This is a genomic window from Legionella bozemanae (assembly GCF_001648595.1).
In the GTDB taxonomy this organism is placed as follows: Bacteria; Pseudomonadota; Gammaproteobacteria; order Legionellales; family Legionellaceae; genus Legionella; species Legionella bozemanae.
Genome location: NZ_LBAW01000015.1, coordinates 1 through 26415 on the forward strand (window position 1 = coordinate 1; position 26415 = coordinate 26415).

A 26415-nucleotide genomic window follows, 5' to 3' on the forward strand; every position below is an offset into this window, starting at 1 on the left:
ACAGACCCCCACTACAGTCTTTCTTTGAATTTTGTGGGGATCGTACAGGCTTTATGCGCGGTATCCAGAGGATGTATATTGTGGCACAAAAGGTTCTGATTAGGATGGGCCATTGTGCTGGATATCGCGCATAAAACGCGGTACGTAGAAAGCTGAGTATATTTCATTTAAAAACATTAAAGTGACATTCAAGTTTCGCATGGTTCTTTCAGGGTTCATTCGCCAGGGCGATGAAAAAAGATAATGTCAGCTTATCTGAAGATTTCATGCCTTATTATTATTCACCAAAACAATAAATTAGAGCTTAGCAAAAAAAACGGTAACTTCTGGATGCCCCTATAGGAAAACAACATAGGTCACAGCCAAAACTAAATTGCATTCTTTTGATATTGAAAACTGTATCTTGCCCAATTAATAAATAATCAAATATTTTCATCTTTCAACAACTAAAAATCAGGTACTTGGATATGCTCTTGAATTCTCATTTATATACACTATGATAAAAATATATGCTAAATGACTTATTTTAAGCAAACATTTGCATGTATTTCTGAGGAGACATCCATGAGAGCTAAAGCTTCAAAACTATTACCGGGATTTGCACAAACGGTATATCACGATATATATCCACACGCATCCAGATATACTTTTAAACATGCTTTGAAGATGGATACCACTTATCTCCAATACCAAGCCCAACAAAGAACTCAAAGGATACAGCTGCTTCGAGATAGCATTCCGACTAGCCCTAATCTGATATATCGGGGTTCAGAGGGTATGGATGAGGTCCTCAGTACAATGAAGACAAATCGCGTGGGTAGAAAACCTGCAGAAAGCAAGAAGTCAACCTCGTTTGATATTGTAGGCTATATTCGAGATAATGACAGCAGGTATTTTCTCTCTTTTACACCCTGCAAAGAAACAGTAAAACCTTATACTGTGGGTTTATCATTAATTCCCAAAAAAGGCTATATTTTTGTTACTGGCCTTCCAATGGTATATACGACCCCACAAAAACTTCTTCTTTTAAATGAAAAGATGTTTAAGCGCTACGATCAAAGAATGATTGATGCGATGCCCCAAGACGATGTCCGAGGATATCAAAGCATTGTAACGATGACTCAAAATAATAATGAAATTACCGGAATTATCGGTGGTTCAGCAAAAGATGATTGGCGATCTGAAGTTAACAAGCGCATGCATAGCGTCATTGAAGTTTGTGGCCCTGGACGTATTGCATCATCTGTTATGAGCTCTGCTGAGCCTGCCCATGTGAGGCATTGGCAAAATCCAGATTTTTCTCCTGAACTTGTGGCAGTGGATGTTGTTTTCTTTGATACTCCTGAAGAGTATGAAGAAATGAATGAGAAAGCCAGAGATATGAGACTTATATGCAAAGGCGAACGATTACCTACTCTTTCCGATGTTCAAGCTCTCATCAAGCAATTAAACGACTGGGGAGATATTTATAGAACCAGTGAAACGATGAAAGTCACTGCATTTCCCAGTCAAATTAAGCCTGGGCATAAGGAAGGTCTTGTTGAGCATTTGGATGCGCAAATTAAAGCAAATTCATCCATAACCCCATTAGAAGAACTAAGAGCGCCTCAAATATTATAATGATTTGAGACAGGCAGATAAGGATAAGCTCATTATCCTATCTATTTTGGCACGCAAAATGGATTGAGGTGACGTATTCTAACCAGGTAACACTAATGGTGCATCAGTGATTCAACACCATGTAGACGCCACGCAAAATAGGTTAAGGATTTAAATTATGTTAGCTAGGTTAAGGTTTTTTGCAAGAAAAATTCCTTCAAGTGAAGCATATTCAGCAATTCACGATGTTTATGCATCACATAAACCCAATCTCATTAGAGGGAGCCTGACTGGTGAACGTTGGCGTTATCAGAGTATGGGGCAAACTTTAAAAATGATTACTCATGTCGAAAAATATAAAGAATTGCAACAACAAGCAATCACTAATTTAAATCTTTGGTCAAAAACAAAATCGGAGATTCCGTGGATAGTTGAAGTCGCATATAAAGATTGGGGTGTTGCAGCTTTTGAAGCAACTAAAAAACGTGGAGTAATATATACCGTATTGAATATGGCAAATTCGCTCTATCCTGGAGGCGGTGCATTGGAAGGTGGAAGTGCCCAAGAAGAAAATATGTGGCATCGCAGTTCTTGCGTCCTTTCATTAGCAGATAAATTGGTCAAATTAGACAAGGATACTAATACGTTTGTATATACTAAAGAAGGAACAGAACTGGTAGAAGCCAGAAAAAAAATGACAGGCAAAGAACGTGATATTTTAAGGGAACGTTGTCCTATGCTGTTTTCACCCGAAGTCTATAAAACCTTCCATAGCGACGTGCCAAGAATATGTTTTAGAGGCCCAGAAATATTACTGCCAGCAACAGTGGATGACTATCCACCAAGTGGATATATTGCAAGCCCTGAGATGAGTTATGCATTTCTTTCTCCAGCAAGTATTTTTTCTTTCTATGAATTAAGATCGGCTGCTCCTGAACATTTTGCGGAATCACAATCAAAAGACCCTAGCATATTAAAAGCACACAGAGAAGATTTGCGCCGACGAATTGCAGCGCAACTGGATACATTAATTCTTATTGGGCAACCTAATGTGATTTTGGGTGCTTGGGGTTGTGGCGAATTTAAAAATGAACCCAAATTAGTCGCAGAAATTTATGCTGAAGAAATTGGAAAAAGAGCTCATTTTTTTCAACATATTATGTTTGCTATAATTAATACCAAATCAAATTCCAATAATTTCGAAATATTTGAGAGAACGCTTACCGGCTTGCAACTTGGTGATACCAGCATCCCCAGAATCACCCTGTAGCTTAAAATTCAGTATTTCTTTAGACTATTTTAGTGAAATACGCTGACTTCCCTCCACCTATTTTTTTCTGGATATTAGGAGTTTTTATTTTTTATTTTATCTAACTGCATTTCCTCATTGCCTAAATCCTCTTCTTGCTCACTCACTTCCCCCTTTTCCTCATCGTTTTCAACTGGGCTTTTAATTATGCCTTTAAGCATATGGCGAGCAACTGTATTTGTCGTTGAAGTTGGAGTAGGATCCTTTGAAACTTCACTGCCTCCCCATGAAACGAGAAGTAGCGCACTGTAGAGCAGTTGAAACAAGTACATGACTTGGGCGACCACCCCTTCATCATGAAACATAAGGCTTATTGCTAATCCTAATATAGTTGCCGAAAAAATAGCCTGGAGTCCTTGAATCACTTTTTCATTAAGATGGGTATCTGCCCGACATACCGCATAACCGGAATTCAGTACCTGGGCAAAAGATATAGGTATTAACGGAATAGGGCTTGTCGTGTTAGCAATTTGCAATCCTGCTTGTACTGTTAATTGGGTCACAGCTAGGCCGGCATTACCTCGTTGGGCATTTCTATGGGCAGGTGAAGACTGGGGCGCACGCGCTTGAAGACGATCCAATACACTAGAATAAGTTGTTCCTGAGGGCATTTTTTAAAATCCTTTTAAAAGTAAATTAAGATTTATCGTTAACTGATTTCAACCACTGAAATTCCGTGCATTTTTCAATTAAGGTTTTCCAGAAGCAAGTCATTATTTTAACTCGTTTTTTTTCAACTTCAATGTATGGGAGGGCATATTTAATTATTAATCAAAAATATTTTAAATGACGCAGCCATCTTTTCTTCAAAGGCAATAGATACATTGCGATCGCTGTACTTTATAGTTTATCGTTATACTTCTGATGCCAACTGATTTATCTCCGATGAAATTTTTAGAACCAAATACAAGCAAAAGCATACCTCCTCAGCACCATATAATCGCAGCAAATTTGTGGAAAAAAGATCATTATCGCCTGATCACAGTAATTCATAATACCCCTTGGTATCAGTCAACTGGCAGAAATTCGGGGTATGCAGGAACCTGGTTCTTTTTTGGGGGTGTGTTAGAAAAGAAAAACGATCGACATGCTTCAGGTTGGATGATCAAGCCCAAAGCATTGCTTGAAGCGCGTTATAGCAAAACTCAATTTTTTGGTAAAGATACCGCTCATTACATACGCAAACACTCTATGCAAAAACTTATTAGTTTTTCACGGTTTGGAGATATTAAAAAAATTTGTATTTCGGCATCCCTTGATGGTGGGTTTTGGTTATCAGACAAAGGAAAAAAGCTGAAAAAATACCTTCGAAAAAATTATCCTGAATATTTTCTAACAGATGAATTAATAAAAGAAATACAGGCATCGGCAAAACGTACTGATTTACCTATTTATACTCATCGTAAAAAGGTAAATCGTTGGTTGTCTGAGCAAGGGGTTGCCTCTGTGGGGGTACTACATAATGAGATGCTGTTATTCAAACCTTAGTTGCAATGAATTATTACCACTGCGATAAAGAATAACCCGAGGCGCATGTTTGCACTCAGGCCATTCTCGATTTATCCTAGTGTGTTATTTTTCCTTTGTCATCGCCACACAACCAATCCATACTTACCTCAAGCTCATCGGCAATTTTTTGCATGGAATTGGAATCCAAAGCGACACCATATAACAGCGCTTCAATTTTAAATTTAGGTAATTGGAATAATTTAGAGCACACTTGCACGCGTTCTGTCATTAAGGCAGGAACACCAAGCTCATCGAGCTCTTGATGCAAACGTTCAGTTAGTTTTTTGTTTGACATGGTAATCTCCTTTCGACTTTTTATCAGTGTAAAACAGAGAAGCTTAAGGATTGATTAACAAAACACATTTTGAAGGAAAAAAATTAAACTGTTTTTCTTGCATTGGAAAGTGTAGCAGTTATGAGTTAGATATTCAGGGGCGGCACTTATTACACCAGATGAGGTATCATCACCTTTTTTGAACCATTTATCGGTTTTTTAATGGGCATATTGTTATATACATTATCATTCTCGCGCAGGCGGGAATGACAGGAATTTAAATTAAAATATATCATTACCATTAATATTGATTATTAAAAATTCTTGCGTATAAAAAAGTGACATTTCATCAAGTCTCGCATCCATAGATTGAACACCAGACAATGATGCATTTTCGTATTTATCTTTTAAGAGTTTTCAATTGAAGAATTCCCACTGGAATTAAATAAAAATATTAAGTACTTTATATAATAAAACACTATTTAGAATCTTAATCATGGGAAAAATAAATTTAGATGATTATCTTAAAAAAATAAAAATTATTGTTCCTTCGCTAACTGATGCCTCGCGCGAAGATAAAATTGCTTTTTTAAGAAAAATCTATTTTGCTCATGTCCAAACTTTTCCCTATTCAAATATTGAATTACGAAAAATTTCCAAACAGCATCTTTTCCAAAGAAATTCATTGTCTTTTTTTAGTTATAAAGATTTGCTTTCTTCCCAAAATGGAGGATATTGCTTTCAAACGGCTAGTTTATTATTCGATGCCTTATCACAACTGGGATACGTCGTTTCATTTTGTGCTGCGCGAGTGCTTCTAGGAGCCAAGCCTAATGCATCTGAAATACTTCAGTTTCCTCCTACTCATCTTATATTAACAGTTCAAATTGATGAGCAAAAATTTCTTCTGGATCCCGGATTAGGCTCTTCCGCTCCGCGTTTCCCCATACTCATTACGGGAAAAAATGAGTCGATTGCTCAAAACGAAGATGAGTTTAAGTTTTATCCTATTGATGACATCCATGTTCTTGAGAAAAAAACAAGAAAAGGATGGTTTCTCTTAATGCAAACTGATTTGACTCCTATAAGTCAGGAAAAAGTAGCAATGAATTTACTCAAACTGGAACGGCATCCGGAAAAACTTGCAATACGCGATGCCAAAACAGTTGTTGGAATAATTACCGAGCATGGTCGAAAATCATTGGTTTGGGATGCACAATCAAAACAGTTAAAATATTCAGCAAGTGAGGGTACAAGATACACTGAAAAAATTTTGACCAACTTTGAAGAAGGTAGCCAAGTACTTGTTGATGAATTTGGTATTGATATTTCAGCTAAAACATTAAAAACTCACTGCACGGATACTTTACCCCTGCCAATAAAACCTTGGACAATCCATTTCCCTATTGATCACTTTGAATTGAAAGAAATGGAAAAAAATTTAAGGATTACTCTGTGACCTCTTTTGAGTTCACAAAGTTTATTTTGTAGATCACACTATCCGTACGAAATCGCAACCGTTCACTTAAGCTATTAGCTACACTTAAGTAATGCTGGTTATTCACCGTAAAAACTGCAGCATTAACTCCCCCATATGTTGTGATGTTTTGTATTACCTGAAATTTACCATCGATCCATTGATATAACTGGGATAATAATTTCGTTCTCGGGTTCGTTCTGGATCCCGTAATAAAGTTAATCCGAAACAAATAATGTTTGCCATGATTTGAGAAAAATACAAAATTTCGACCTCCTAAACCTTTTAATACTTGAAACTCTTGAAATTGCTTACCATTCCACTGATAAATAATTGACGAGTTAAGAAGATTAGCGTATGCCAAGTAAAATTTTCCATCTATAGTAAAATGAGTAAATGCTCGTCCACCGGCTTTTGCAATGCTTTGGAATAAAATAAATTTCGCTCCATTCCAACGATAAATAGTCGAAGCATTCACATGATCCGTGAGTGCTAGGTAATAAAAACCATCTAACGAAAAAAAATCCCATCCATAGCCCCACTTTGTAGGAAGAGTTTGAAAAGGAACAAATTTTTTTCCATTCCATTCATAAATAATTGAATCGGTATTGTTTGTTATTTTACTGTTAGGTAAAACAACTCCATTAGCAAATGCCAAGAAATGTCGTTTTTCAATAGAAAAAGCATAAGCACTTTTAGATGCATAGGTAAAAAATTGCTGAATTGGGTAAAAATAATGGCCATCCCAGCGATATAATTTTGCATAGGTATTCAAGTTATACGGCGCTTTAGCACCTGAGTGTATTGAAGATGTAGCAAGATAAGCTTGATTTTCGATTTTGAAAAAGGCAGTGCCTTCATTACCATGTCCTGGGATTTTTTGATGCAGCATCAACTTGTGATCATTCCACTTGTAAATAAGCACATCGACATCTGCATTACCACCATTCATATTTGCTGGAGTATTTGGCACATCCTGGGCTAATTGGGGCACGGCGATATATTGAGAACCGCCAATTGTAAACGGCGTCATGTCTCTTGCACCAGATGTCTTTAAGTATTGATAGGGGGAAAGTATCGCCTCTTTTGCTTGTCCCCAAACTGGAAATACTAAAAAAAAGGTCATGCTTCTCAATAATTTTTTAATCACTATTGAATCCTTGGATTTTCCTGCGGATAAGCGGATATGCCTTGGGGAAATCCAGTAGTAATGCCAGGAATACTTATTTTATTGTAATCCCAGTTCTTTGCAGCAAGCTCTCCTGCCATCCAAAAACCAACCGTATTGGACAGCATTTGTGTTGGTTCAGCTAATGAAAATTTTAGGCGCATTAAAAAATCTTCAATCTCAGGTTGTTTTGAATAAGTATAATCACCGGGTATGGCAGGACGACCAGGTAAAAAGATACTGGGAATATTGGTAAAGACTTTATTAGCGATAATTGTGCGATTGTGCCTCGATGTCCATATATTATTGTAATAATCATAATCAGCACGAGGTAATTGTTTTTCACCTAATGAAGATTTAACCGCTGCATAAGGCGCTATATAAATTCTATCGGATGGCAAGGTGTTATTGGAGAGTGCCTCAACAAAGGGAACCAACCAATTATTGCCTTTAGTCACACCTGCCGAAACATTTGCTCCAGCAACAAAGCGAATAATTACTTTTGCATTTGGCCAATCAATATTTAATTGGGCTATTTTACGATGAAGCTCATCCATGCTTTGTAAGGCGGTTAACATAAACGTGCCTACCATTACATTATTAAAAGGAATTGGGTATGTGTTATTCCCATCAAGGAAATTATTTTGTAAGGAGCTCATGTCAAATGTTTGTTTCCCGCGAAGAACCTCACTCATATAATTGCCTGCCATGGAACAAGCATAATCAATCATATTATGAATTAAAGTTAAATGCGGCTTCCATGCAGGTGCGTTCACTTGCTCCAACCAGTTGTTGTCTGTTTGCGCATTTATTTCTTTTACTGCTTTAACATCTTTGAGCAAGTTTTCCATTTGCGACGTCCAATTGCTATCGCCATTTTCCTTTATTTTTGCAAGATACATTAGCGCAGAACCAATATGTGATACTGCAGTCATTTCTGTGAAGCCCGAGTTCGGGGCAGTACGCATCAATTGCTCCAGCTCTAACTGCTGGTCGCTGTTATAAATATACAATGTTGAATTAATAAATAGGATCAATGAACCATTATCTTGTTGTGTTAAGTTACTGTTTTTTTTCAGTTCTGACTGCAATAAAGTTTGAGAAATATTAATTTTTTCCTTAGGGTACTGCGCATCTCCATTTCCAGTAAAATCATAATATAAATTCCAGAACGCTTGGGGTGTTGCATAACCATTATTTGCTGTGTTGCCGCCTTCATTTTGGTTCGTCACAACCATGGGACTATAAACATTTTTATGATGCAAATCAGTGCGTGCAAGAACTAGGTCATTCAAACCAAAGACAAATAACATGACATGGAAAATTCTGATGCGGGATAATTTCATAACAAGAATCCTTCTGTTATTCACAGCAATGTAGCGCTTATATATTTACCTATCAGTAGATAGGCTCCCTAGATATCATGTCGCTTTAGTGCGATTGTTGCAAGTATATCCACGTCAGTTCTAATATTACCATTTGATTTAAATGACTTTATCTTATATAAAAATTATTCCTCATGGATTAGAAAAGTTCCATTGCTTATCTCTTTCAAGATTGAGAAATTTCTTACACGAATATGAGCTAAAAAGGCGATGATAATTTAGAACATTTTGTTATGCTTAACACAACGAGGAATGACAATGGATGTCTTAAAAGGAAATTTATAGCATCATGGAAGACGCTATACCACAGGGAGGTGGTTATCCTCCTCGTCTTAGTCTGCTTATAAGTCTGATTATGCGCCCATTAATCAGACTTAATTTATTTGGTTCATTTTCAAATCACTTCACACATGTAATCGAATCACTAAAAACCACGTTATCTCTAGGAAAATTGTTCTTAGTTCATCATGAAATCGCTTTGAAGTACTCCATATTTGCTAATATGGATTTAGTAGAGCGTTCGATTAACACGTATTGATAATCAATGATTTTTTTTAATTCTTTTTTGCCATAATCCTCTTTTAATTTGTTTTATTTTTAACTTGTTAATGTTTTTTTTCATAAAAACTGCATTTAAATATCACTAAGATCAAATTGAAATCTCAAAGTATAAATAATATCTTGACTCAAGATCATTTGTGGTACATCTTACCCTTATGTTATCCTGTCGGAACAAAAGATGATCATTAGTGACTTGTTTAACTGGTTTCAAGGAGATGAAGAATCATTTCATCTTGTCAATCAACACCTATCGCAAGACCTTCTCAAATTGGAACAATCTCAAGCAAAAAAAATAAACCGCATGCTTCTAAGTGAGGTACGGCTTGCCAAATTAAGCGGCCTTGAACCAGGAGATGCTCAAAGCAAGTTAGAAAAACACATCCTATTTATGGATTATCTTGAGTTTTGCAGGCAGCAATTCGCGGAGGATCCCAAAAGTTCTTTATTTTTAGTCACCTTAAAATATCTGCTGCCTAAAACACCAAAAGAAGACCTCCGTCAAAATGCCAAATTGAATGAATTATTTGCGGCTTTATTGCATCAAGACAAGGAAAGTGCCCTTTCTTTTTATCAACAAAACGAAATATTATTTAAAAATCATCCTGAAATTCAAAAACGAGCTGAGTTTGAGTTATGTGAGCAAAAACATGAGGAAGCAGTAAAACGAGTTGAAGACCATTTAGGTTATTTAAGCAAACAGTTATCCAATCAAAAAAATCCCCTTGGAATCATTGGATTATGTAGGGAGTGGCTTAGTGACACAGAACAGTTTGCGGCATTAATACTCTGGCTATTGCAGCGTCATGTCAGTACAAAACAAATTCTCCAAACTTATCTACTTCATGATTTTCTTAAATATCACTTATTTACCTTGAGCTCAGAAGACAACGAAGTTTTTCATTTATATGCTTTGCTTAGTCGCTTTCCCGAGGCTAAACTACTTGTAGAAACAGCCCAGAAAACAGGTAGCGATGAACGAGGATTTCAACACTATGCACTCAATGGAATTCTGAGCGAGAAAGAACTTCAGAGTATCTCACCAAAACCGCCATCTTTAGAGTTTTCATTAACAACAGCTAATTTTTTGGCTTTACATGAGCTTTTTGGTGCGACTTTTCTAACTGCAGCGGTAATTACTTCAGTAGAACATAAAAATTTAACCTGGTTGGAAGCATTAAGACAAACCTTGAATCAGCCAGAAATTGTAACCAAAGAAATTCCCAGGCTTATTAATAATATTGCCCAAGCATCCTCTCCTCAAGTCCTGGAGAATTTAGCTGCTTTAATCGATGATCATACAGCACAACACTTACTATCCAAGAATGAAGGCGCTGTATTTTACCTATTGCCTTATAAACCGAAGCTTTTTGAATACATCAATGAAAAAAATATTACCGAGTTTATCCATCAAATTACCGTGAAACATATTTCTGAGCCAGAAATTATTTTTCAATTAATGGCATTATTCTCGATGCTTCCGAAGAAAAAAAATCCGCTAACGCAGCTCGTATTCCAAGCAGTTATCGATAATCTGGTGCACCATCCACTTCTGTTAGAAGATGAAAAACTATTGCGTCAATTAAGGAAATACCCAGATTGCAAACGGATACTTACCCAATACAGTGAAAAAATAAAAAAACAAGTCAATGATTGTATTATTGAACAAGCCACTGAACCTTCATTCAGCAGCCACAATTATCATATTATCGAAGATATTTGGGTTGATGCGACTCGGAAACTTGCTGTATTTGATCTTATTTCACCCCAAGCTAAATTCAATCTCAATCATAAATATGCTCTGCAGGCAAAAATTGCCGAAATTACTTTTTTTTCTCATGGAGAGTTTTTTGATCTGGATGCCTTTATCGAATCATTGTCCCTGCCTCCTGTTGTCAAAGAAAATGGAGTAAGCGAATACGAACGTATTCTTATTGAAATTCTTGCAGTCATTGATAATGAATCGATTAGGGAACAAATTATTAGAAAACTGGAAAGTTATCCAGTACATCGGCTTGATTGGGTAGAAAAAGAATATGCAGGAAAAACAATTTTCCTTAAGGCCGCAAAACATGGCAATCTAGGACTACTTTCTCTATTGAAAGATCACATTGCGCCAGAAACTTTTAACAAGGCACTAATTACAGCAGCAAAAGCAAATCAATGGGCATTTGTAGAAAGGCTCTGCCAAAATAAGAACGTGCAATTGAGTGAAGAAGAAATTGAAACGCTTATACTCCAAGCAGCAGAGCACGGCCAGATTAAAATTATAAAATACCTTTTAGATACTTACGATTATGAACCATCCACTGCCGAAGTGATTCAAATCCTTAATCAAGCAATTAAGCATAACAAGTTCAATGTTGTTGAATATTTCTACAAGTTTTCTAATAAAATGCCCGCTCAATCCGTGATTAATAAATTATTTAAGTTGGCAGTCGAATTGGAGTTTTGGGATATTGCCTTATTTATTGCAGACTCAGAAAAACATCCTCCCTCGCTGTTAACGATTGAAAAGACATTTACTCATGCAGCAACCACAATGCAGCTGGAGGCAATGCAACGGTTTTGTACTTTATCAACAAACATTCCACGGCCCAACGTGATCCAGCGAGCTTTTGTAAAAGCCTGTCAGTTAGGTCATTTACCCATAGTTCAATGCCTTCACGATTTACCTGAAAAATTACCGCGAGCAATTATTGAAAAAGCAGTGGAACAGGCAATCCTTAATGGACATAAGGAAATTATTAGCTATTTATATAACTCATCCATTTATCCGCCCAATCAATCTTTGGTAAATCAAGGGATTATGACTGCTGTAAAAACAGGAAAGGTAGCTTTAGTTGAGTTTTTTTGCTCCATGGCAATTAAAAACAAACCGGCTCAGCATGTTATCAATCAAGCAATGTATTGGGCCGCCAAGCACGGGCAAGCGGAACTATTTAGTGCCCTCTGTCGTTGGGAACAAAATTCCCCAGGCAAATCGGTTGTAAAACACACTTTTCTTCTTGGTGTGAAAAATGGAGAGCTGGGTATTGTTGATTACTTATGTACCAATAAAATGGAGGCACTCAATCAAAGAGATGTTGAAGAGGGGCTAATCTTGGCAGTGAAACTTAAAAACCCCCAAATTGCTCGATATTTATGTGCACCTCCTGCACACTCGCCCAATAAAAAATCCCTAAGGATTGCTTTTAATAAAGCGGTTTCAAGTGATCAAAATGAACTTGCTGACTATTTAAGTGAGCAGTTACACAGTAAAAAAAGCCATCAGAAAAAAACGGACTCCGAATTGGATGATAGTTCAGACACGCATCATGAGCCTGAAATGGATAACATCTTGGAACTAGACAGTTTCTCAGAAACCGACTTGGAAATCGATGACATCCCCATAATAGATAATAGCTTAACAATAGATAGCGGCACAGAAAGTGATCCAGACTCTGATGTAAATCAGGCCTCTAAAGTTGGAATACCATTAACGAAACATGGGCTTTTTAAAGCAAAAATACAACGAAACGTTCCTTCTGTATCAGAAGATTTCGTTGAATCGATGCTTTTAGATTAATAAGATTGAAACAGTAAAAATTAGAGGGATAAATGCCCACTAATTTTTACTGATGAGCTACCACATAGCGTAAGACACTGCTTACCTATCCGATCAGGGATTAATCATAGATCCTATTGCTTTTTGAGGGGGTATCAAAAATCAATTGGCTAAATTTCTAAATTCACCAATAGACTGTACTAAACTACAAAATAGAGCTCTATGCTTAGCATGATGGACATGCACAAAGAGAAAGAATTTAGGGACACATTGAACTGGGAGATATTTATGCGAAGATATTGCATTCAAGCAGCCATGTTTCAGTTACCAATCCCCTTTTTTAATCGTTTTGCCCATGATTTTTGGATTTTAAGAGAGATTGAAAGTAATAACGTAATCGCTCAATTACATGGCCTTGCTACGTCAAGAAAAAGTGGGAATATAGTACCCATTGGCTACAATAAAGATCATAGTTTAAAAGCGTACTGTATTGCCTATGATACTGAATTTGCCAATCAATATGGTTTGCAACAAGGTACTTTTGCATTACCTATTCATGTCCACCGCACAGTGTATCTAAAAGAAGATTGTGTCCAACACTGGCTGCAAGGAATAAAAGCGATTAAAACAATTAATGATTTGGATCTTAATTATCCCCCTTACGGATTCACAATTCCTTTATCTGCCACCATCAACAGTAACTCCATCTATCACACTTTTGCGCAGGTAATGGAAATACCCTTACACACCTTTGATGGTTTTTTTCATATAGGAATAGAAGGTTCTATCTACGACCAAATTAAATATCATTTATAAATAAACTTATTAAATTAAGCAGCACATTCCATAAAATCGCAATGTTCTGTTTTTTATAAAACAGCTCTTTACCCCTTTTGATATTTTCTGTAGTCTTTCATTTTTTAAATTGAATGAATAAGGATTTTTCATGCCTAGTTTCTCTACGTTTAGCATTTACGAAAAAGAAATGCGTACCTTCATCAATAAAGTTGCCGAAACAACCTCCTTAGAACACGATAAACTGACAACATGGTTTTATAGTGAGGGAGTGATGCAATTTCGTGGCGGACAAGCAGCGGATTATTACTCTTACGTCAATGAAAATCTAAAAAAATTTGGCCATAGGCCATTGATTTCCAAACAACATTCCATGGGGCAAACATTAACTGGATTTATTACACTTAAAAACGCATTCATCAACCAGTTTGCAAAAGATCAGCTCGAACTCAAAAATCAATTAGAATCTTTATTTACCCATACTTTTTATAATGCCATAGAGAGTCATTTACCCTACATTATTATTCAAAGTGAAATATCTTCCGAATTGAGCGCCTATCAAGATAAAAGCGGCGGTCCTCTTGAACCAGCAGAAGCGCTTAAACTCTCAATTAAAATGTTTGAAGAAAAACGCTTAACTAATCCTCAGTTAGAAGAGGATTTTAAAAATCAATTAATTCTAATGAATGAGTTTTTAGACTATTTGAGTAAGCACGCAGCATCTTCTGGACCACAATTCTTTAAGCCAGGCGACAATAACACAGTACACACAACCTCAGAGCAACTCACTCTAAAATAGTTGAATCAATTAAGTACCCGGGTTCCGCTTCGCTGCACCCAGGCTACGACTTATAAACCGATTGGGGATCATGGCCTTCGGAGAACAACTGCATGGCCTCCCTTTCTTCAGATGTTCACCGCTCTGTTTCTATCATTTCATGCGTTACTTGTTGATAAATTGCTTTAAATTCAGCTATTGCTCGTATATCATCCAGATTTCTTTTCATGTATGGAGAATTACTAATCATAACTATTCACCCTTCTTCTATATAAACTTTCAAACCAAATTATTTGTACAATCAAACGGAGGGAAGTCTATTAAAAACGATATATTTACTTCGAGGGTCTTCAATGAAAACTTATAGAAAAGAATTATGGTTTCATGTTCCTGCACGCATGGGATTTATAAATATAACCGATAAAGTACGCGAGTGCTTAAACGATAGCGGTATTCAGGAGGGTTTTGTTTTAGTGAATGCAATGCATATTACTGCTTCTGTTTTTATTAACGATGATGAAGAAGGTTTGCATCAAGATTATAAAAAATGGTTAGAACACATTGCGCCCCACGAACCCATCTCGCATTATCAACATAACAATACTGGAGAAAATAATGCCGATGCCCATATCAAAAGACAAATAATGGGAAGGGAGGTCGTAGTAGCCATTACTGAAGGAAACCTTGATTTTGGGCCATGGGAACAAATTTTTTACGGTGAGTTCGATGGTTGCCGCGATAAAAGAGTCTTAGTGAAAATAATTGGGGAATAGTAAGCGCAATTGCCTATTTTTTTCTTTTGTGTATTATCCTGGATAATTGTGCATTTATTTTAATAAAACGAGGGATTTATGGGACATCTTGTTAATAATGTGTTACGTACAAAAAATATGGTGGCGCTGTTGCAAGCTATGGGGGTTAATTTAAATAATGCCCAGGTTTCATGTAAGGATGAGCGCGTTATTTTTACCTCAGAAACCCTGAAAGACGCTGAAACCCTAGTAACGAATTTGCAAGAACTTCTACAAAAGGATGGAATAAAACCTTCTGTTAGACGCATGAGTATTGCTGAGTTATTGGCCAATGAAATTGCTCAAGCGGCTTGCTCTGATGGTGCAATGACCGAAACACATAAAAAATCTTGTCTGGCTGTACTGAATGTTTTAGAAATGATGGGATTGGAATATGCACTTGATAAAGAACAGGAGTACGTGAATATCCAACTTCCATCTGCTGCTTATGCTCCCTTATTTAATTCTTTAAATTATAAGTATATGAGCATTGAAGGGGAGAAAATCAAATTTAACATCAAGGAATTTCTAAAAACTCATAAACAAGAACTTATTTTAATTGATGGAAAATCACCTTTGCTCTTTGCTGACACAGATTCCTTTGAAAAGAAAAAGGTTTTTTATGCAGAGAAAAGAATAAATGAGAATACAGTTGAAGTAACTCCTTACTTTTTTGTTCCTAATGCAATCACACCCCCTGCCTATCATTTTGTTTTGGATACAAGTAGCAGTATGGGTGGAGCACGTTTGGATGCATTGAAAAAAAGTGTAATCGAATTTGCCGAGGCTTTGTTCGAGTTTCAACCTGATGCGGTCATTCATATCACTGAATTTAATACTGCGACTAAAAAGGTGGGAATAGGCAATTATCGAAAATCAGATCGTTCTCAGTTAGCTACGGATATCACAACATTAAAAGCTGTTGGAGCAACCCGGCTTTTCGGGACAGTCTCCGATAAATTGACTGCGCTCGCACAATCAACACAGCATAATAATGTTTTATTATTTACTGACGGCGAAAATACAGAAGGACATCTTGATAACGAGATAGCAGTACTGAAGAAAACAGTTACAACCGTAAAATCAGGCTCCTCATTAATTCCTGTACGTAATAAATTTTTCATTTTGAGCTATGGTACAACGCAGCCCGAGGTTTTACATCATGTGGCTGAGGTATTTGGTTCTCTTGTTCTCGATACAGATACGATTGATTTTACTGAAGCCTTATCTAAAAAAGGCAAGTTACAGGAATGGGCGGCAGCTCGAGAATTATTCACCTGTCGTTTAGAGGTTACAAATAGCTCCGACCTCGATGCCAAATCAGAGGAATACGTTCATTCTTGTGATATGTCAGGACAATTTGTTGCGTTAAAGCCAAACCAATATAAGGATAATGAAACTCTGCATTTAACGATTACCGATGGCAACGGTACTATCCTGCTTGATGATAAAAAGGTATTTGCTAAAAAACAAATGGCTTCCCTGTTACCTGGTAGCGCCAAAGCAGCATCTCATCTTGGTGTATTTGCGCTACAGGGTACCCCCTCCCAACAGAGTCAAACATTCATACCCTCTTCTAATTTCATGTAAGTTTCAATTTTTATTTGGGTGAATTCATAGGCTAAGGAATGTTAAAACCCAAGGCCTAGGGTCATAATGGTATCTAAAAGGCTGTCATCCCTGCGAAGGCAGGGCTCCATTTACAATGTACATCCTAAGCCTTGTGAGGATATTCTCTCTCTAATTTCGCAAAAATACTTTACAATTGAGTTGAACAGTCCTCAGTAAATTAATTTGAGTTATGAACTATTTTGAGAGATGGATCCCTGCCTTCGCAGAAATGACAAAATAGGCGGAAATAGCAAGAAACTACTTTTTTATGAAATAAAAAATAGTGTCTTGGAACATGATATGAAATACTAGAACCTTTTGCTGTATTAAAGGACATACAATTGGGCTCTAAGAATTTAAATAATGATGATTTTTTTGGAAATACTGTCATTTATCGCACGAATGATTCTTGGGGCGATATTTTCGTAGTCGATAAAAAAAACATTAGAGCGTTAAACTTCGACCCAGTCTACGATCAAACCGGCATTTACATTCACTATCCTTATATCCCTGTACATGAATATACTCGTGTCATGGTGTTAGTCCTTGCATTGATTAAACCAAGCCATATCACTTTATTAGGACTAGGCGGAGGAAGCTTAATTCACTGCCTTCACTTTCTTTTGCCTGAATGCCACCTTTTTTGTATCGAATTACGTGAAAAAGTGTATGCCGCCGCAGTGGATTTTTTTCAATTGCCGAAAGCCCAAAATATCGAAATATTGATTGCAGATGCACAAGTTGCAATCAAATTTCAAAAAAGCAAAGGGACTCAAATAGTTTTTGCTGATCTGTATCTTGATTATGGAATGGACTTATTTCAAACTCAGCAACAATTTATAGAACAAACGCATCGTATTTTGGATGATCAGGGTTGGCTGGTTATCAATTTTCATGAACTTCCTAAACTGGACTCCTTTTTTATTCAATACATGCAAGATTATTTTGCTGACCTATTTATTTGTCCAACAGTGAGCAACAATTATATTTTATTTGCCAGTAAATCTTCTGTTCAAGATTTGCATTTAGACAACTATCAAATGTCCCTTGCAGAATTAGAAAATAAGCTCAATATCAAGTTACTTCGTTTATTTAAAAAAATAAAACGCTATAAGAGCGAGACAAATGAAGAATTAACTCCATCTTAAAAATGAAAAAGAGTCTTTAAGGCTAGGGTCTGTTGCCAATTCCCTCGCTTAAACCCTTGTATCTTTTTGGTAATACCCGGTTGCAAGCAACCAGGTAAATTAGATTATATAGGATTGAGCTCTTATGCGAATATATTTAAACCAATTAAGCGATTACTGCTAGGGATGCATGTGACAAACCCTCATCATGCTCCTTCTGATTTTTTTCTATCTTTGGTAAATCGCGCAGCTGGGCAAAATTGGGTTCAACAATCAATATTGCATAATCACCAGTTGCTTGTACACGCTGCATTGTCGGATGAACACCTGTTATTTTATGCTTTATTAAATGCTCAAGGATAACCCTTGTTTTATCTTCATCTTTTACAGTTAATAAAATTTGCGCTGGACGTGCTTTTTCACCATCACGTTTAGGATAATATTTCCAATGAGATAAACTGTCTTCAAAAAGAGAGCTTGTACATTTCTCTAACGCATCTTCATAGTCTTTTTTAGTGTTTTGGTTAATAAAACTGAATTCATGCTTAGCTAATTTCGGCAATGATTTATCATCTAAAGAGAACAGTTTAAACTCATGTATTCCTTTTAATTTTTCTAATATTTCGTTACTTAAAATACGAGCTGCTTCTTCAATTTTAAGTACTTTTTTCTGCAAAGCATTATCATTTGGCTGAAAAAGGATAACCCCAGGATGCTGTGTAGTAACATGATCGATTTCGTGCGCCGCAAAAAATGCCTGGTTTATTTCTAGCATTTTATTTGCCGGTGCAATCCACCCTATACTGGGATCAAAGCAGATCACACTATCAGGTAATCTCTTAAATTTGTCTATGGGCTCACCTGGATTAATGTCAACCTCTCCAAGCAAAAGACACGCATGATTATAAGACTCACCTGTAAATACATTCTTCTTTTTACTATCCAATGCAATGAAGGTAATCGGCAAATCAATATTTTCCGCCTTAAGCTGTTTTAATAATTCAAATAAAGCATACGTTGAAAACTCACCACAGGAACCCATTTTACAATAAGCAACTGCAAGCTGTTTCATCATATAGGTTGATACAGCTCCGTTCGGAAAATCTTTTATTTTTCTTACTAATACCTCCGAGGCATCTCTTACCAAGTTAAGATTCGTTATGGATTGCAGGAGTAAATCCAAAGATTTTCCAAATTTAATTCTATATTGTTGGATTTCATCTTCATAAACAAAAGGCAATTCAGATAAAGGGATAATACTGTTACGAGTCACCATATTTTTTTGCATGTCGGCTAAAATTGCCTGAGCTATTTTGATTGCTTTTTCTAGGGACATTCTTTTCCTTAGTGAAAAATAGAATGGTGAATATATCAATAGATGTTCGCACTGTCGATTATAAGACCAAATTTTATTTTAGCCGATTCAGTAAAGGGACAAATTTATAATTGGGAGGCGTAGTGTTTATGGAGTTTATTTTATATGGAACATAAACACTTCTATTTCACTGGAGAAAAACTTTTTAACTGAATCCAACTTAACGTGATTACTTCAAGAGTAAAACTGCTTTACAATAATAGAATACTAACTAAGAGTGTTCATGTCACTCTAACCATAGAATAGCTACTATGAAAAAAATACTCTTCTCATCTATTTTACTTCTTATCTTATGTTTTTTAACAGGGTGCTGGACGGTACAAAAGGGACAAAAATCTGGGGTTATTGTTAAAGTTGCCAAAGAAGGTAAATTTTGGGGGACCTATGAAGGAGAAATGATCCTGGGCGGTTTAGAAAATGCCAGCGGAGCCAGTGGCCGTGCCTTTCATTTTACTCTGGGACAGTTCAAATCAGAACTGGTAAAACAGGCTGATTTTGCCATGCAAAATAATAAACATGTAATTATTAGTTATCATTGTGATGCCTATACCCTTCCTTGGAGTGGTGAAACGAAATGTTTTGTCACTAAAATTGATGTATTGCCAGATAAATAAGTTGGTTAACTCTGGAAAAAAAGGATCACTTTAAGAAATTTCTTACAAAAATTTAAGCAAGTATGGTGATGACCTTTTAGAGGAATTTGTTATGCTTAACAAGAACGAGGAATGACAATGGATGTCTTAAAAGGAATTTATAGCATCAGGGAAGATGCGAAACCACATGGATGTGGTAGCTCCTCCTCGTGTACTTCACAGCTAGTTCCCATGCTAGCGAATTCAAATAAAAAACTATCGATGACAATTTTATGCAGAATATCTCTATGCCTCGGTGATGAATAAAAATCAGAGATAACCTGTATTCATTGCATTTTAGGAAGTTCTACTCCCCTTTCCTCAATTTCTTTCTTTGCATCTTTAACGATTTTATTGAGTGCATCCACAGAGTCTGTGGTAATCAATTTTTTTAAACCCATTTTATGAGCTGCTCTGGTAAACCCTCCTTGGCCTGTCTCAAGTGTTTTGTATTCATCAGTATCTTTAAACGCATCCATATAAGCTTGGATTTCTTCTACGGTATTAAATTTCTCAATTTCGGACTTAAAATTTAATAAAATATGGGTCTTTAATTCATCTCCTCTCATCTTATTATATCGCTCTTTAAACGCTTCAGAAACGTTCTCAACAGTATTTGGCGTGACTTCATATTCATGTTCTCTCGGTTTTTCTAAATTTGCAGGGCTATAAACCGTTTTAATATAGATTTTTTTTAGTTCCTCTTTGAGATCATGAACATTTTGATAAGGTTCTTTTGCCAGATAAAATGCTGCAGCATCTGTTTCTACCCCATTTTGAAGCTTTACCAAATTTTGCAAATTAGTAACTGCTGTTTTATGCGGTTTCTGCAATTCTTGAATTTGTTCAGGTTTCATTGCAAGTGCTGTTGACGGATCAATTCCAAGTTTCTTTTTAATCACCCTCTCATATTCCGTTTTTAGCTTTGCTATTTCGGCTTTTGCCTCCTCAGGCGCCTCGTTAAACTGTATTAAATTATTTATTTTTTTTAGTTCTTCTTTGATAGTTGGAACATTTATGTAAGCTCTTGTTGACATATAAAGTTCAGCAGTATCCAAGCCTATTCCAAGACTTCGTTCACTGTCTTTTTCTATCGAAGCTTGTATAGTATTTAACCGTTGTAAATTAGTAACCGCTGTTTTAGCCGGTTCATTCAATACCTTAAGTTGCTTGTAATCCAATGTGAGGGCATTTGACAAATCCAGGTCAAGTTTCTCATTAATCAACTGCTCATATTCAGTTCTTAGCTTTGCGATTTCTTCATTTATACTATCAAAATTGGGGCCTACTTGCTCAAAAGATAATATCCTGTTTTCCGACACCATAAAACGATTCGGTTTATTCTCAACTTCTTCAAACTCAAATAAATTTAAATAATTGTCATCAAAATAATCTTCTTCCAATTCAGATCCATCTTGAGTCAGTTTTGCACGCACGTCTTTTAATTGCTGTTGCTTATTAACGGGGTAACCTTCTGGATCCGTAGTTTTATATTCTGGATGATCAATTTGATATTGCGCTATGGCTGCTTTTTCTTTTTCAATCTCTTGCTCTAATGCAACTGTTTTTCTATTTATTTCCTCAAGTTCTTCTTTTGGAAGTAAGAACGTCTCAAGTTCTCGTATTTGCTCATTGAGTTAACTGATTTCAGGTTCACTGGCTGTTTCTAATTTACTCTTCAGTGTCTCTATTTCAAGTACTTTTGCTTGATGGAAGCGCAATTTTGTCTTGATGCTAGCATTTACAAGGACAAGTTCTTCAAAAGATTTTAATTGATCAAAATAAGCAAATTGCTCACCAAACATCGAGTCCACAGAAGTAGATACTTTAATTGGTTTCCCTTCAAGTGCTGCAGAAAGACTTGCAACCGCATCAGCCGTGCTTTTAAGTGTATCATCGGTTAGCATAGGTAAATTCAATGACTGCACGAATTTACTTCTTTGAGTAAATAAAATAATCTCATCATAGCCACCTTCACGTAATCGCTTGACTAGATTGAGATTTAATTCACCTTTTATAAGAAGACATCCATCAATATCAACTAGTGCTACTTTTTTTTTCTTGCGTGCTTCAAGTTTACTGTTACCCATATTGTGCCTTAAAAATCTAAAAATTTAATTGAGCACTCTTTACCATCTTTTAGTGAGCGCCCTCTATAAGTGTATGTGAAAAGCTTCTTATGTTCAATTTTTCATCATTTTAGATGTAACTGACATTCCTTCTGTTTCAGACGAAAACAATTTCATGAATTTTAGTATAATATTGAGATATGGATTATTCTAAAATAGGTGGAATACGATGCCCAAAGGTTCCGAACTCTTAGTTGCTGCCCTGGAAAATGAAGGAGTAAAACACATTTTTGGCATTCCTGGCGAGGAAAATCTTGATGTGGTAGAAGCACTTCGTAACTCGTCAATCAAACTGGTACTAACACGGCACGAACAGGCGGCTGCGTTTATGGCAGCAACCTATGGACGATTGACTGGCAAACCTGGGGTTTGTATCACCACCCTAGGCCCGGGAGCCCTGAATCTTACTACGGGAGCCGCTTATGCTCTTCTTGGCCACATGCCTGTGATCATGATTACAGGGCAAAAAGGCGTTTTATCCTCGCGCCAAGCACGATTTCAGATGGTGAATACCGTGGCAACAATGCAACCATTAACCAAAATGTCGCGCCAAATTGTATCCCCATCCATGATCCCTACCATCGTACGGGAAGCATTCCATCTCGCTCAAGAAGAAACTCCGGGACCTGTACATTTGGAACTTCCAGAAGACATTGCTGCAGAGAAAAGTAAAAAGGTTGAACTCATTCCGCCGCACCCTCTCGAATATCCTATAGCGAGTGAGGAATCGTTAAATCGGGCAGCGGAGATGATTAAAAAAGCAAAACGACCTCTTGTAATGCTTGGTGCTGCAGCATCACGTCCAAGAGCGACCAACGCACTGTCTCAATTTATTACGCGAACAAAAATTCCTTATTTCACAACCCAGATGGGTAAAGGGACTGTTTCCGGAGCAACAGAACTTTACATGGGCACCGCAGCTCTTTCAGAGCGAGATTATGTACATGAGGCGATAGAACAAGCCGATCTGATTATCACAATTGGACATAGTACCATAGAAAAACCACCTTTTATCATGGGACCTCATCTCGAAGTCATTCATGTGAGTTATAAATCCGCCACCGTGGAACAAATTTATTTTCCTCAGGCAGAGGTTATTGGCGATATGGGCCCCTCATTAAAATTGCTTGCAGATAAACTTGAAGGCAAGCTTCCCCATGCGGATGCGCTTCTTCATTTACGTGAAGGGATTTTGAGTAAAATCGCGGCGCGGGCTACAGAAGATCGCTTCACTCCCCAACGCTTGGTCTATGATGTTCGGCAAGTAATGCCGCGTGATGGGATTCTCGCATTGGATAATGGGATGTATAAAATCTGGTTTGCCCGCAATTATCGTACCCAAGTAGCCAATACAATTCTTCTTGATAATGCACTTGCTACTATGGGGGCAGGCCTTCCCTCTGCAATTATGGCCTCACTTTTGTATCCTGATCGCCGTGTGATGGCTGTATGCGGTGATGGGGGTTTTATGATGAATAGCCAAGAGTTGGAAACTGCTGTCCGTCTTAAATTAAACCTGGTAGTACTGGTAATTGAAGATCATGCATTTGGCATGATCCGTTGGAAACAAGCAGTAGATCACTTCCCCGACTATGGCATGACATTCACAAATCCTGATTTCATAAAATACGCGGAATCTTACGGTGCACGCGGCACCCGGGTTGAATCCATTGGAAGTTTCCAAACTATTCTGGAAAACGCATTCAAGGGTGGAGGAGTCCATCTTGTGGTGTTCCCCATTGATTATTCAGAAAATCAACGTGTTCTTGTGGATGAATTACAAGAAAGGCTACCGCCAAAGAAAAAGGGAAAATAATGACAACAACACTTCGCGTAGTATGCGCATTTGATCGCACATTAATCAAAGAAATTCCTGCTGATGATGCACAAGCACTTAGAGCAAAACTCAGCAAAGCCGCATCAACCTTAAAAAATCGTGATGCTTGGCTCAAACCTTACGAGCGTATGGCCATATTGAAACGTGCTGCCGAATTATTGGCATCCAAGCAAGAGCACTTTACAAAGCTGATCGCGCAAGAAGGAGGGAAACCCTTTACTGATGCAGCTATTGAGGTGACCCGTGCTATAGATGGGTTAAACGATGCCGCAGAAGAATTACGCCACTTTGCTGGCAAAGAAATTCCTATGGGCCTCACCCAAGCTAGTACGCATCGTTGGGCATTTACGATTAAAGAACCCATTGGCGTGGTCGCCGCTATTTCTGCGTTTAACCATCCACTCAATCTGATTGTGCATCAAGTAGCCCCTGCAATTGCGGTGGGTTGTCCGATAATCATCAAACCTGCATCAACAACCCCGTTATGTTGCTTGGAACTCATCGAATTATTGCGACAAGCAGGGCTCACGGAGGCATGGTGTCAAACGTTTGTTACGGAAGATAACGACTTAGCGGAACGACTGGCAACCGATGAACGCGTCGCTTTCTTAAGCTTTATAGGTTCCGCTAAAGTGGGTTGGTATTTAAGAAGCAAACTCGCTCCAGGGACTCGTTGTGCCTTAGAGCATGGAGGGGCTGCACCCGTGATTGTTGATCGCAGCGCGAATTTATCGAAAACCACCCAGGCACTTGCCAAAGGAGGTTATTATCATGCCGGACAAGTATGCGTTTCAGTCCAACGGATCTTTGTGCATAAAGACATTATTACCTCATTCATGGACGAATTCGTAAACCGGGTCAAAGTGCTGCACGTTGGCGATCCACTTTTAAAGGAAACGGAAGTGGGACCGCTTATTCTTCCACGTGAAACTGAGCGAGTCATGTCCTGGATCGATGAAGCAGTAGCAAAGGGAGCAAAATTATTTGGTGGCGGTCGACTTTCCGAAACAACTTTAATTCCCTCGGTATTACTCAATCCAGCTGTCGATGCCAAAGTATCACAATTGGAAATTTTTGGTCCGGTAACCTGTGTTTATGAATATGAAAAAATTGACCAGGCAATTCACACTGCAAATTCATTACCCTTTGCCTTTCAAGCCAGTGTATTTGCTGAGGATTTAGAGCCTGCATTAAAAGCAGCAGAAGGCCTTGATGCTTCTACAGTACTCATTAACGATCACACCGCTTTCCGTGCTGATTGGATGCCTTTTGCCGGATTAAAGCAATCAGGCTATGGCATTGGGGGAATACCTTGGACTATGGAAGAAATGTCCAAAGAAAAAATGATTGTTTTGAAAAAGAATTGATGCATAATAAACTGGAAAAGCAAGCCTGGTTGCTTGCAGCCAGGAATTCTATTTATTATCCATTACAGCAATCAAGCTCCATTTATTAATAAATGAGAAATAAAAATTGCATGTCTCACATACTATCAGCCCCTTAGTGAAAGGGAAACAACCTGCTTCTCTTCGTCTCCATTTATCTTGACCTTTTCTTCTACTCTAGTTTTCTGACCATTAATCTCAGAAAGAGTCTCTGAAAGTCGTTTGGTAGCTGCATGTTGGAGATGAAGGCTTGCACAGAACTTGATTTTTTTGAGCCCGGGTGAGTTCGCAATTAAATTTTGGCTATTTCTGAGAAACGAATCAAGAATTGAATACAGTTGACTATTTCTTGGACCAAAAAAACTTTGCAGCCCACTATATTCACTTCCTATCGCTTTGTGAATTTCTCTTATCTTTTTTGTGCAGTGTATGAATTTAGCCAGGGGTTGCGTCAAGGAATGCTCTTTCAGTGTAAGTTTTTTTATTTCTTTAACTTGTTCGGCCCGTTTTTCATTTGGGGCGTAACGCCGACCTCGGGTGTACTCCTTCACTTGCTTCTGCATATTTTCTAAAATCGGATCAAAATCGTTAAGGCTAAGCTGAATTAGTGGTAATTTGTCACGCTCCACTTGATCAAGAAAAATTTTTGCCGAGGTAAGCACTACCTGCCGCCATTCTTGACTTACATCCCACAATGATTGCCAATCTTGAACGGGAAGAAACTTAATGAGTTCACACTTTAACTCAGTAGGTAATAGCTGGATAAAAGGAGTAATTTTTTTTAGGGGATCGGTAATATGAGGTGCATAAAATTCCTCGCTTTGAATCAGCATTAAACTCAAAGAAGGATCTTCAGCTATTAATGGAATACACATATCGAGTAAGCTTTTGGGAGACCGTTTTTCTGATACATCAGCGGCTATGGGTGTATCGATTGCTCCTGATACCTTTTTCAAATCTTCATTCTTTTCTGTGTTTTCAGAGTTAATAGGCATTATATGGTCACAAAGATAAAAATAAATCCATTTTACGACATAGATTATAAAAAACAAGCAGGTGGCCTGGTCGCTTGCAATCAGGCGTTTCGCTGGTTTTTCTACTCTTAAATTAAAAATACTCAGTGAAACCT

The 26415-nt window shown here is 37.4% G+C and carries 22 protein-coding genes; 14 read left to right on the top strand and 8 right to left on the bottom strand.

The features are described from left to right. Window positions 1-564: 564 nt before the first annotated feature. Window positions 565-1620, top strand: coding sequence for a hypothetical protein (locus A8O27_RS11685; RefSeq protein WP_058458192.1), 1056 nt, complete (start codon window positions 565-567; stop codon window positions 1618-1620). A gap of 157 nt (window positions 1621-1777) precedes the next feature. Continuing rightward, complete coding sequence (locus tag A8O27_RS11690; protein ID WP_058458193.1) at window positions 1778-2869, top strand: poly(ADP-ribose) glycohydrolase domain-containing protein; 1092 nt, start codon at window positions 1778-1780, stop codon at window positions 2867-2869. Between the two features lie 74 nt (window positions 2870-2943). On the opposite strand, the gene A8O27_RS11695 is transcribed toward A8O27_RS11690, so the two are convergent. Continuing rightward, window positions 2944-3519, bottom strand: a complete 576-nt coding sequence (locus tag A8O27_RS11695; protein WP_058458194.1) for a hypothetical protein — start codon at window positions 3517-3519, stop codon at window positions 2944-2946. A gap of 274 nt (window positions 3520-3793) precedes the next feature. Between A8O27_RS11695 and A8O27_RS11700 the strand changes: the two genes are divergently transcribed. Further along, the gene (locus tag A8O27_RS11700; RefSeq protein ID WP_235810462.1) at window positions 3794-4396 is read left to right on the top strand and encodes a hypothetical protein; all 603 of its coding nucleotides are present in this window, start codon (window positions 3794-3796) and stop codon (window positions 4394-4396) included. 76 nt (window positions 4397-4472) lie between these two features. Here A8O27_RS11700 and A8O27_RS11705 read toward each other — a convergent pair whose 3' ends face one another. After that, the gene (locus tag A8O27_RS11705) at window positions 4473-4712 is read right to left on the bottom strand and encodes a hypothetical protein (RefSeq protein WP_058458195.1); all 240 of its coding nucleotides are present in this window, start codon (window positions 4710-4712) and stop codon (window positions 4473-4475) included. 475 nt (window positions 4713-5187) lie between these two features. Between A8O27_RS11705 and A8O27_RS11710 the strand changes: the two genes are divergently transcribed. After that, on the top strand, window positions 5188-6150 hold the full coding sequence (locus A8O27_RS11710) for an arylamine N-acetyltransferase family protein (RefSeq protein ID WP_058458196.1): 963 nt from the start codon (window positions 5188-5190) through the stop codon (window positions 6148-6150). Here A8O27_RS11710 and A8O27_RS11715 read toward each other — a convergent pair. Further along, window positions 6140-7318, bottom strand: a complete 1179-nt coding sequence (locus tag A8O27_RS11715) for a hypothetical protein (protein WP_058458197.1) — start codon at window positions 7316-7318, stop codon at window positions 6140-6142. The two genes, A8O27_RS11710 and A8O27_RS11715, sit on opposite strands and share 11 nt — an antisense overlap. Continuing rightward, on the bottom strand, window positions 7318-8682 hold the full coding sequence (locus tag A8O27_RS11720; protein WP_058458198.1) for a DUF5624 domain-containing protein: 1365 nt from the start codon (window positions 8680-8682) through the stop codon (window positions 7318-7320). The genes A8O27_RS11715 and A8O27_RS11720 overlap by 1 nt, the downstream gene beginning before the upstream one ends. A 328-nt stretch (window positions 8683-9010) precedes the next feature. Here A8O27_RS11720 and A8O27_RS11725 point away from each other — a divergent pair, with 328 nt between their 5' ends. The 7 genes from A8O27_RS11725 (at window position 9011) to A8O27_RS11755 (ending at window position 17949) form a co-directional block, all read left to right on the top strand. Then, window positions 9011-9259 carry a hypothetical protein gene (locus A8O27_RS11725; RefSeq protein WP_058458199.1) on the top strand — a complete coding sequence of 83 codons (249 nt, stop codon included), beginning with the start codon at window positions 9011-9013 and terminating at the stop codon, window positions 9257-9259. 201 nt (window positions 9260-9460) lie between these two features. Next, window positions 9461-12847, top strand: coding sequence for an ankyrin repeat domain-containing protein (locus tag A8O27_RS11730; protein WP_058458200.1), 3387 nt, complete (start codon window positions 9461-9463; stop codon window positions 12845-12847). A gap of 267 nt (window positions 12848-13114) precedes the next feature. Beyond that, a complete protein-coding gene (locus A8O27_RS11735) occupies window positions 13115-13642 on the top strand; it encodes a hypothetical protein (RefSeq protein WP_058458201.1) in 528 nt (175 codons plus the stop codon). 130 nt (window positions 13643-13772) lie between these two features. Further along, window positions 13773-14420 carry a hypothetical protein gene (locus tag A8O27_RS11740; RefSeq protein WP_058458202.1) on the top strand — a complete coding sequence of 216 codons (648 nt, stop codon included), beginning with the start codon at window positions 13773-13775 and terminating at the stop codon, window positions 14418-14420. A 332-nt stretch (window positions 14421-14752) separates the two neighbouring features. After that, a complete protein-coding gene (locus A8O27_RS11745; protein WP_058458203.1) occupies window positions 14753-15172 on the top strand; it encodes a secondary thiamine-phosphate synthase enzyme YjbQ in 420 nt (139 codons plus the stop codon). Window positions 15173-15250: 78 nt separating this feature from the next. Beyond that, a complete protein-coding gene (locus A8O27_RS11750) occupies window positions 15251-16780 on the top strand; it encodes a VWA domain-containing protein (RefSeq protein ID WP_058458204.1) in 1530 nt (509 codons plus the stop codon). A 362-nt stretch (window positions 16781-17142) separates the two neighbouring features. After that, the gene (locus A8O27_RS11755) at window positions 17143-17949 is read left to right on the top strand and encodes a class I SAM-dependent methyltransferase (protein ID WP_058458205.1); all 807 of its coding nucleotides are present in this window, start codon (window positions 17143-17145) and stop codon (window positions 17947-17949) included. A gap of 145 nt (window positions 17950-18094) precedes the next feature. Here A8O27_RS11755 and A8O27_RS11760 read toward each other — a convergent pair whose 3' ends face one another. After that, entirely contained in the window at window positions 18095-19264 is a 1170-nt protein-coding gene (locus tag A8O27_RS11760; protein ID WP_058458206.1) for a hypothetical protein, read from the bottom strand. Window positions 19265-19554: 290 nt separating this feature from the next. Here A8O27_RS11760 and A8O27_RS11765 point away from each other — a divergent pair, with 290 nt between their 5' ends. Continuing rightward, window positions 19555-19917 carry a hypothetical protein gene (locus tag A8O27_RS11765; protein ID WP_058458207.1) on the top strand — a complete coding sequence of 121 codons (363 nt, stop codon included), beginning with the start codon at window positions 19555-19557 and terminating at the stop codon, window positions 19915-19917. A 305-nt stretch (window positions 19918-20222) separates the two neighbouring features. Here A8O27_RS11765 and A8O27_RS11770 read toward each other — a convergent pair whose 3' ends face one another. Both A8O27_RS11770 and A8O27_RS11775 read right to left on the bottom strand, forming a co-directional pair. Next, window positions 20223-21371 carry a hypothetical protein gene (locus A8O27_RS11770; protein ID WP_058458208.1) on the bottom strand — a complete coding sequence of 383 codons (1149 nt, stop codon included), beginning with the start codon at window positions 21369-21371 and terminating at the stop codon, window positions 20223-20225. Between the two features lie 201 nt (window positions 21372-21572). Next, entirely contained in the window at window positions 21573-22025 is a 453-nt protein-coding gene (locus A8O27_RS11775) for a hypothetical protein (RefSeq protein ID WP_058458209.1), read from the bottom strand. A 208-nt stretch (window positions 22026-22233) separates the two neighbouring features. On the opposite strand from A8O27_RS11775, the gene A8O27_RS11780 reads away from it, so the two are divergent. Then, on the top strand, window positions 22234-23880 hold the full coding sequence (locus tag A8O27_RS11780) for an acetolactate synthase large subunit (protein ID WP_058458210.1): 1647 nt from the start codon (window positions 22234-22236) through the stop codon (window positions 23878-23880). Then, window positions 23880-25268, top strand: a complete 1389-nt coding sequence (locus tag A8O27_RS11785) for an aldehyde dehydrogenase family protein (RefSeq protein WP_058458211.1) — start codon at window positions 23880-23882, stop codon at window positions 25266-25268. The genes A8O27_RS11780 and A8O27_RS11785 overlap by 1 nt, the downstream gene beginning before the upstream one ends. Window positions 25269-25393: 125 nt before the next feature. On the opposite strand, the gene A8O27_RS11790 is transcribed toward A8O27_RS11785, so the two are convergent. Further along, the gene (locus tag A8O27_RS11790; RefSeq protein ID WP_058458212.1) at window positions 25394-26281 is read right to left on the bottom strand and encodes a hypothetical protein; all 888 of its coding nucleotides are present in this window, start codon (window positions 26279-26281) and stop codon (window positions 25394-25396) included. Window positions 26282-26415: the final 134 nt, after the last annotated feature.

Excerpts from the sequence above, each read along its gene's own strand:
- A8O27_RS11685 (WP_058458192.1), top strand. The coding sequence starts at position 565 with ATGAGAGCTAAAGCTTCAAAACTATTACCGGGATTTGCACAAACGGTA.
- A8O27_RS11690 (WP_058458193.1), top strand. The coding sequence starts at position 1,778 with ATGTTAGCTAGGTTAAGGTTTTTTGCAAGAAAAATTCCTTCAAGTGAA.
- A8O27_RS11695 (WP_058458194.1), bottom strand. The coding sequence starts at position 3,519 with ATGCCCTCAGGAACAACTTATTCTAGTGTATTGGATCGTCTTCAAGCG.
- A8O27_RS11700 (WP_235810462.1), top strand. The coding sequence starts at position 3,794 with ATGAAATTTTTAGAACCAAATACAAGCAAAAGCATACCTCCTCAGCAC.
- A8O27_RS11705 (WP_058458195.1), bottom strand. The coding sequence starts at position 4,712 with ATGTCAAACAAAAAACTAACTGAACGTTTGCATCAAGAGCTCGATGAG.
- A8O27_RS11710 (WP_058458196.1), top strand. The coding sequence starts at position 5,188 with ATGGGAAAAATAAATTTAGATGATTATCTTAAAAAAATAAAAATTATT.
- A8O27_RS11720 (WP_058458198.1), bottom strand. The coding sequence starts at position 8,682 with ATGAAATTATCCCGCATCAGAATTTTCCATGTCATGTTATTTGTCTTT.
- A8O27_RS11725 (WP_058458199.1), top strand. The coding sequence starts at position 9,011 with ATGGAAGACGCTATACCACAGGGAGGTGGTTATCCTCCTCGTCTTAGT.
- A8O27_RS11730 (WP_058458200.1), top strand. The coding sequence starts at position 9,461 with ATGATCATTAGTGACTTGTTTAACTGGTTTCAAGGAGATGAAGAATCA.
- A8O27_RS11735 (WP_058458201.1), top strand. The coding sequence starts at position 13,115 with ATGCGAAGATATTGCATTCAAGCAGCCATGTTTCAGTTACCAATCCCC.
- A8O27_RS11740 (WP_058458202.1), top strand. The coding sequence starts at position 13,773 with ATGCCTAGTTTCTCTACGTTTAGCATTTACGAAAAAGAAATGCGTACC.
- A8O27_RS11745 (WP_058458203.1), top strand. The coding sequence starts at position 14,753 with ATGAAAACTTATAGAAAAGAATTATGGTTTCATGTTCCTGCACGCATG.
- A8O27_RS11750 (WP_058458204.1), top strand. The coding sequence starts at position 15,251 with ATGGGACATCTTGTTAATAATGTGTTACGTACAAAAAATATGGTGGCG.
- A8O27_RS11760 (WP_058458206.1), bottom strand. The coding sequence starts at position 19,264 with ATGTCCCTAGAAAAAGCAATCAAAATAGCTCAGGCAATTTTAGCCGAC.
- A8O27_RS11765 (WP_058458207.1), top strand. The coding sequence starts at position 19,555 with ATGAAAAAAATACTCTTCTCATCTATTTTACTTCTTATCTTATGTTTT.
- A8O27_RS11775 (WP_058458209.1), bottom strand. The coding sequence starts at position 22,025 with ATGGGTAACAGTAAACTTGAAGCACGCAAGAAAAAAAAAGTAGCACTA.
- A8O27_RS11780 (WP_058458210.1), top strand. The coding sequence starts at position 22,234 with ATGCCCAAAGGTTCCGAACTCTTAGTTGCTGCCCTGGAAAATGAAGGA.
- A8O27_RS11785 (WP_058458211.1), top strand. The coding sequence starts at position 23,880 with ATGACAACAACACTTCGCGTAGTATGCGCATTTGATCGCACATTAATC.
- A8O27_RS11790 (WP_058458212.1), bottom strand. The coding sequence starts at position 26,281 with ATGCCTATTAACTCTGAAAACACAGAAAAGAATGAAGATTTGAAAAAG.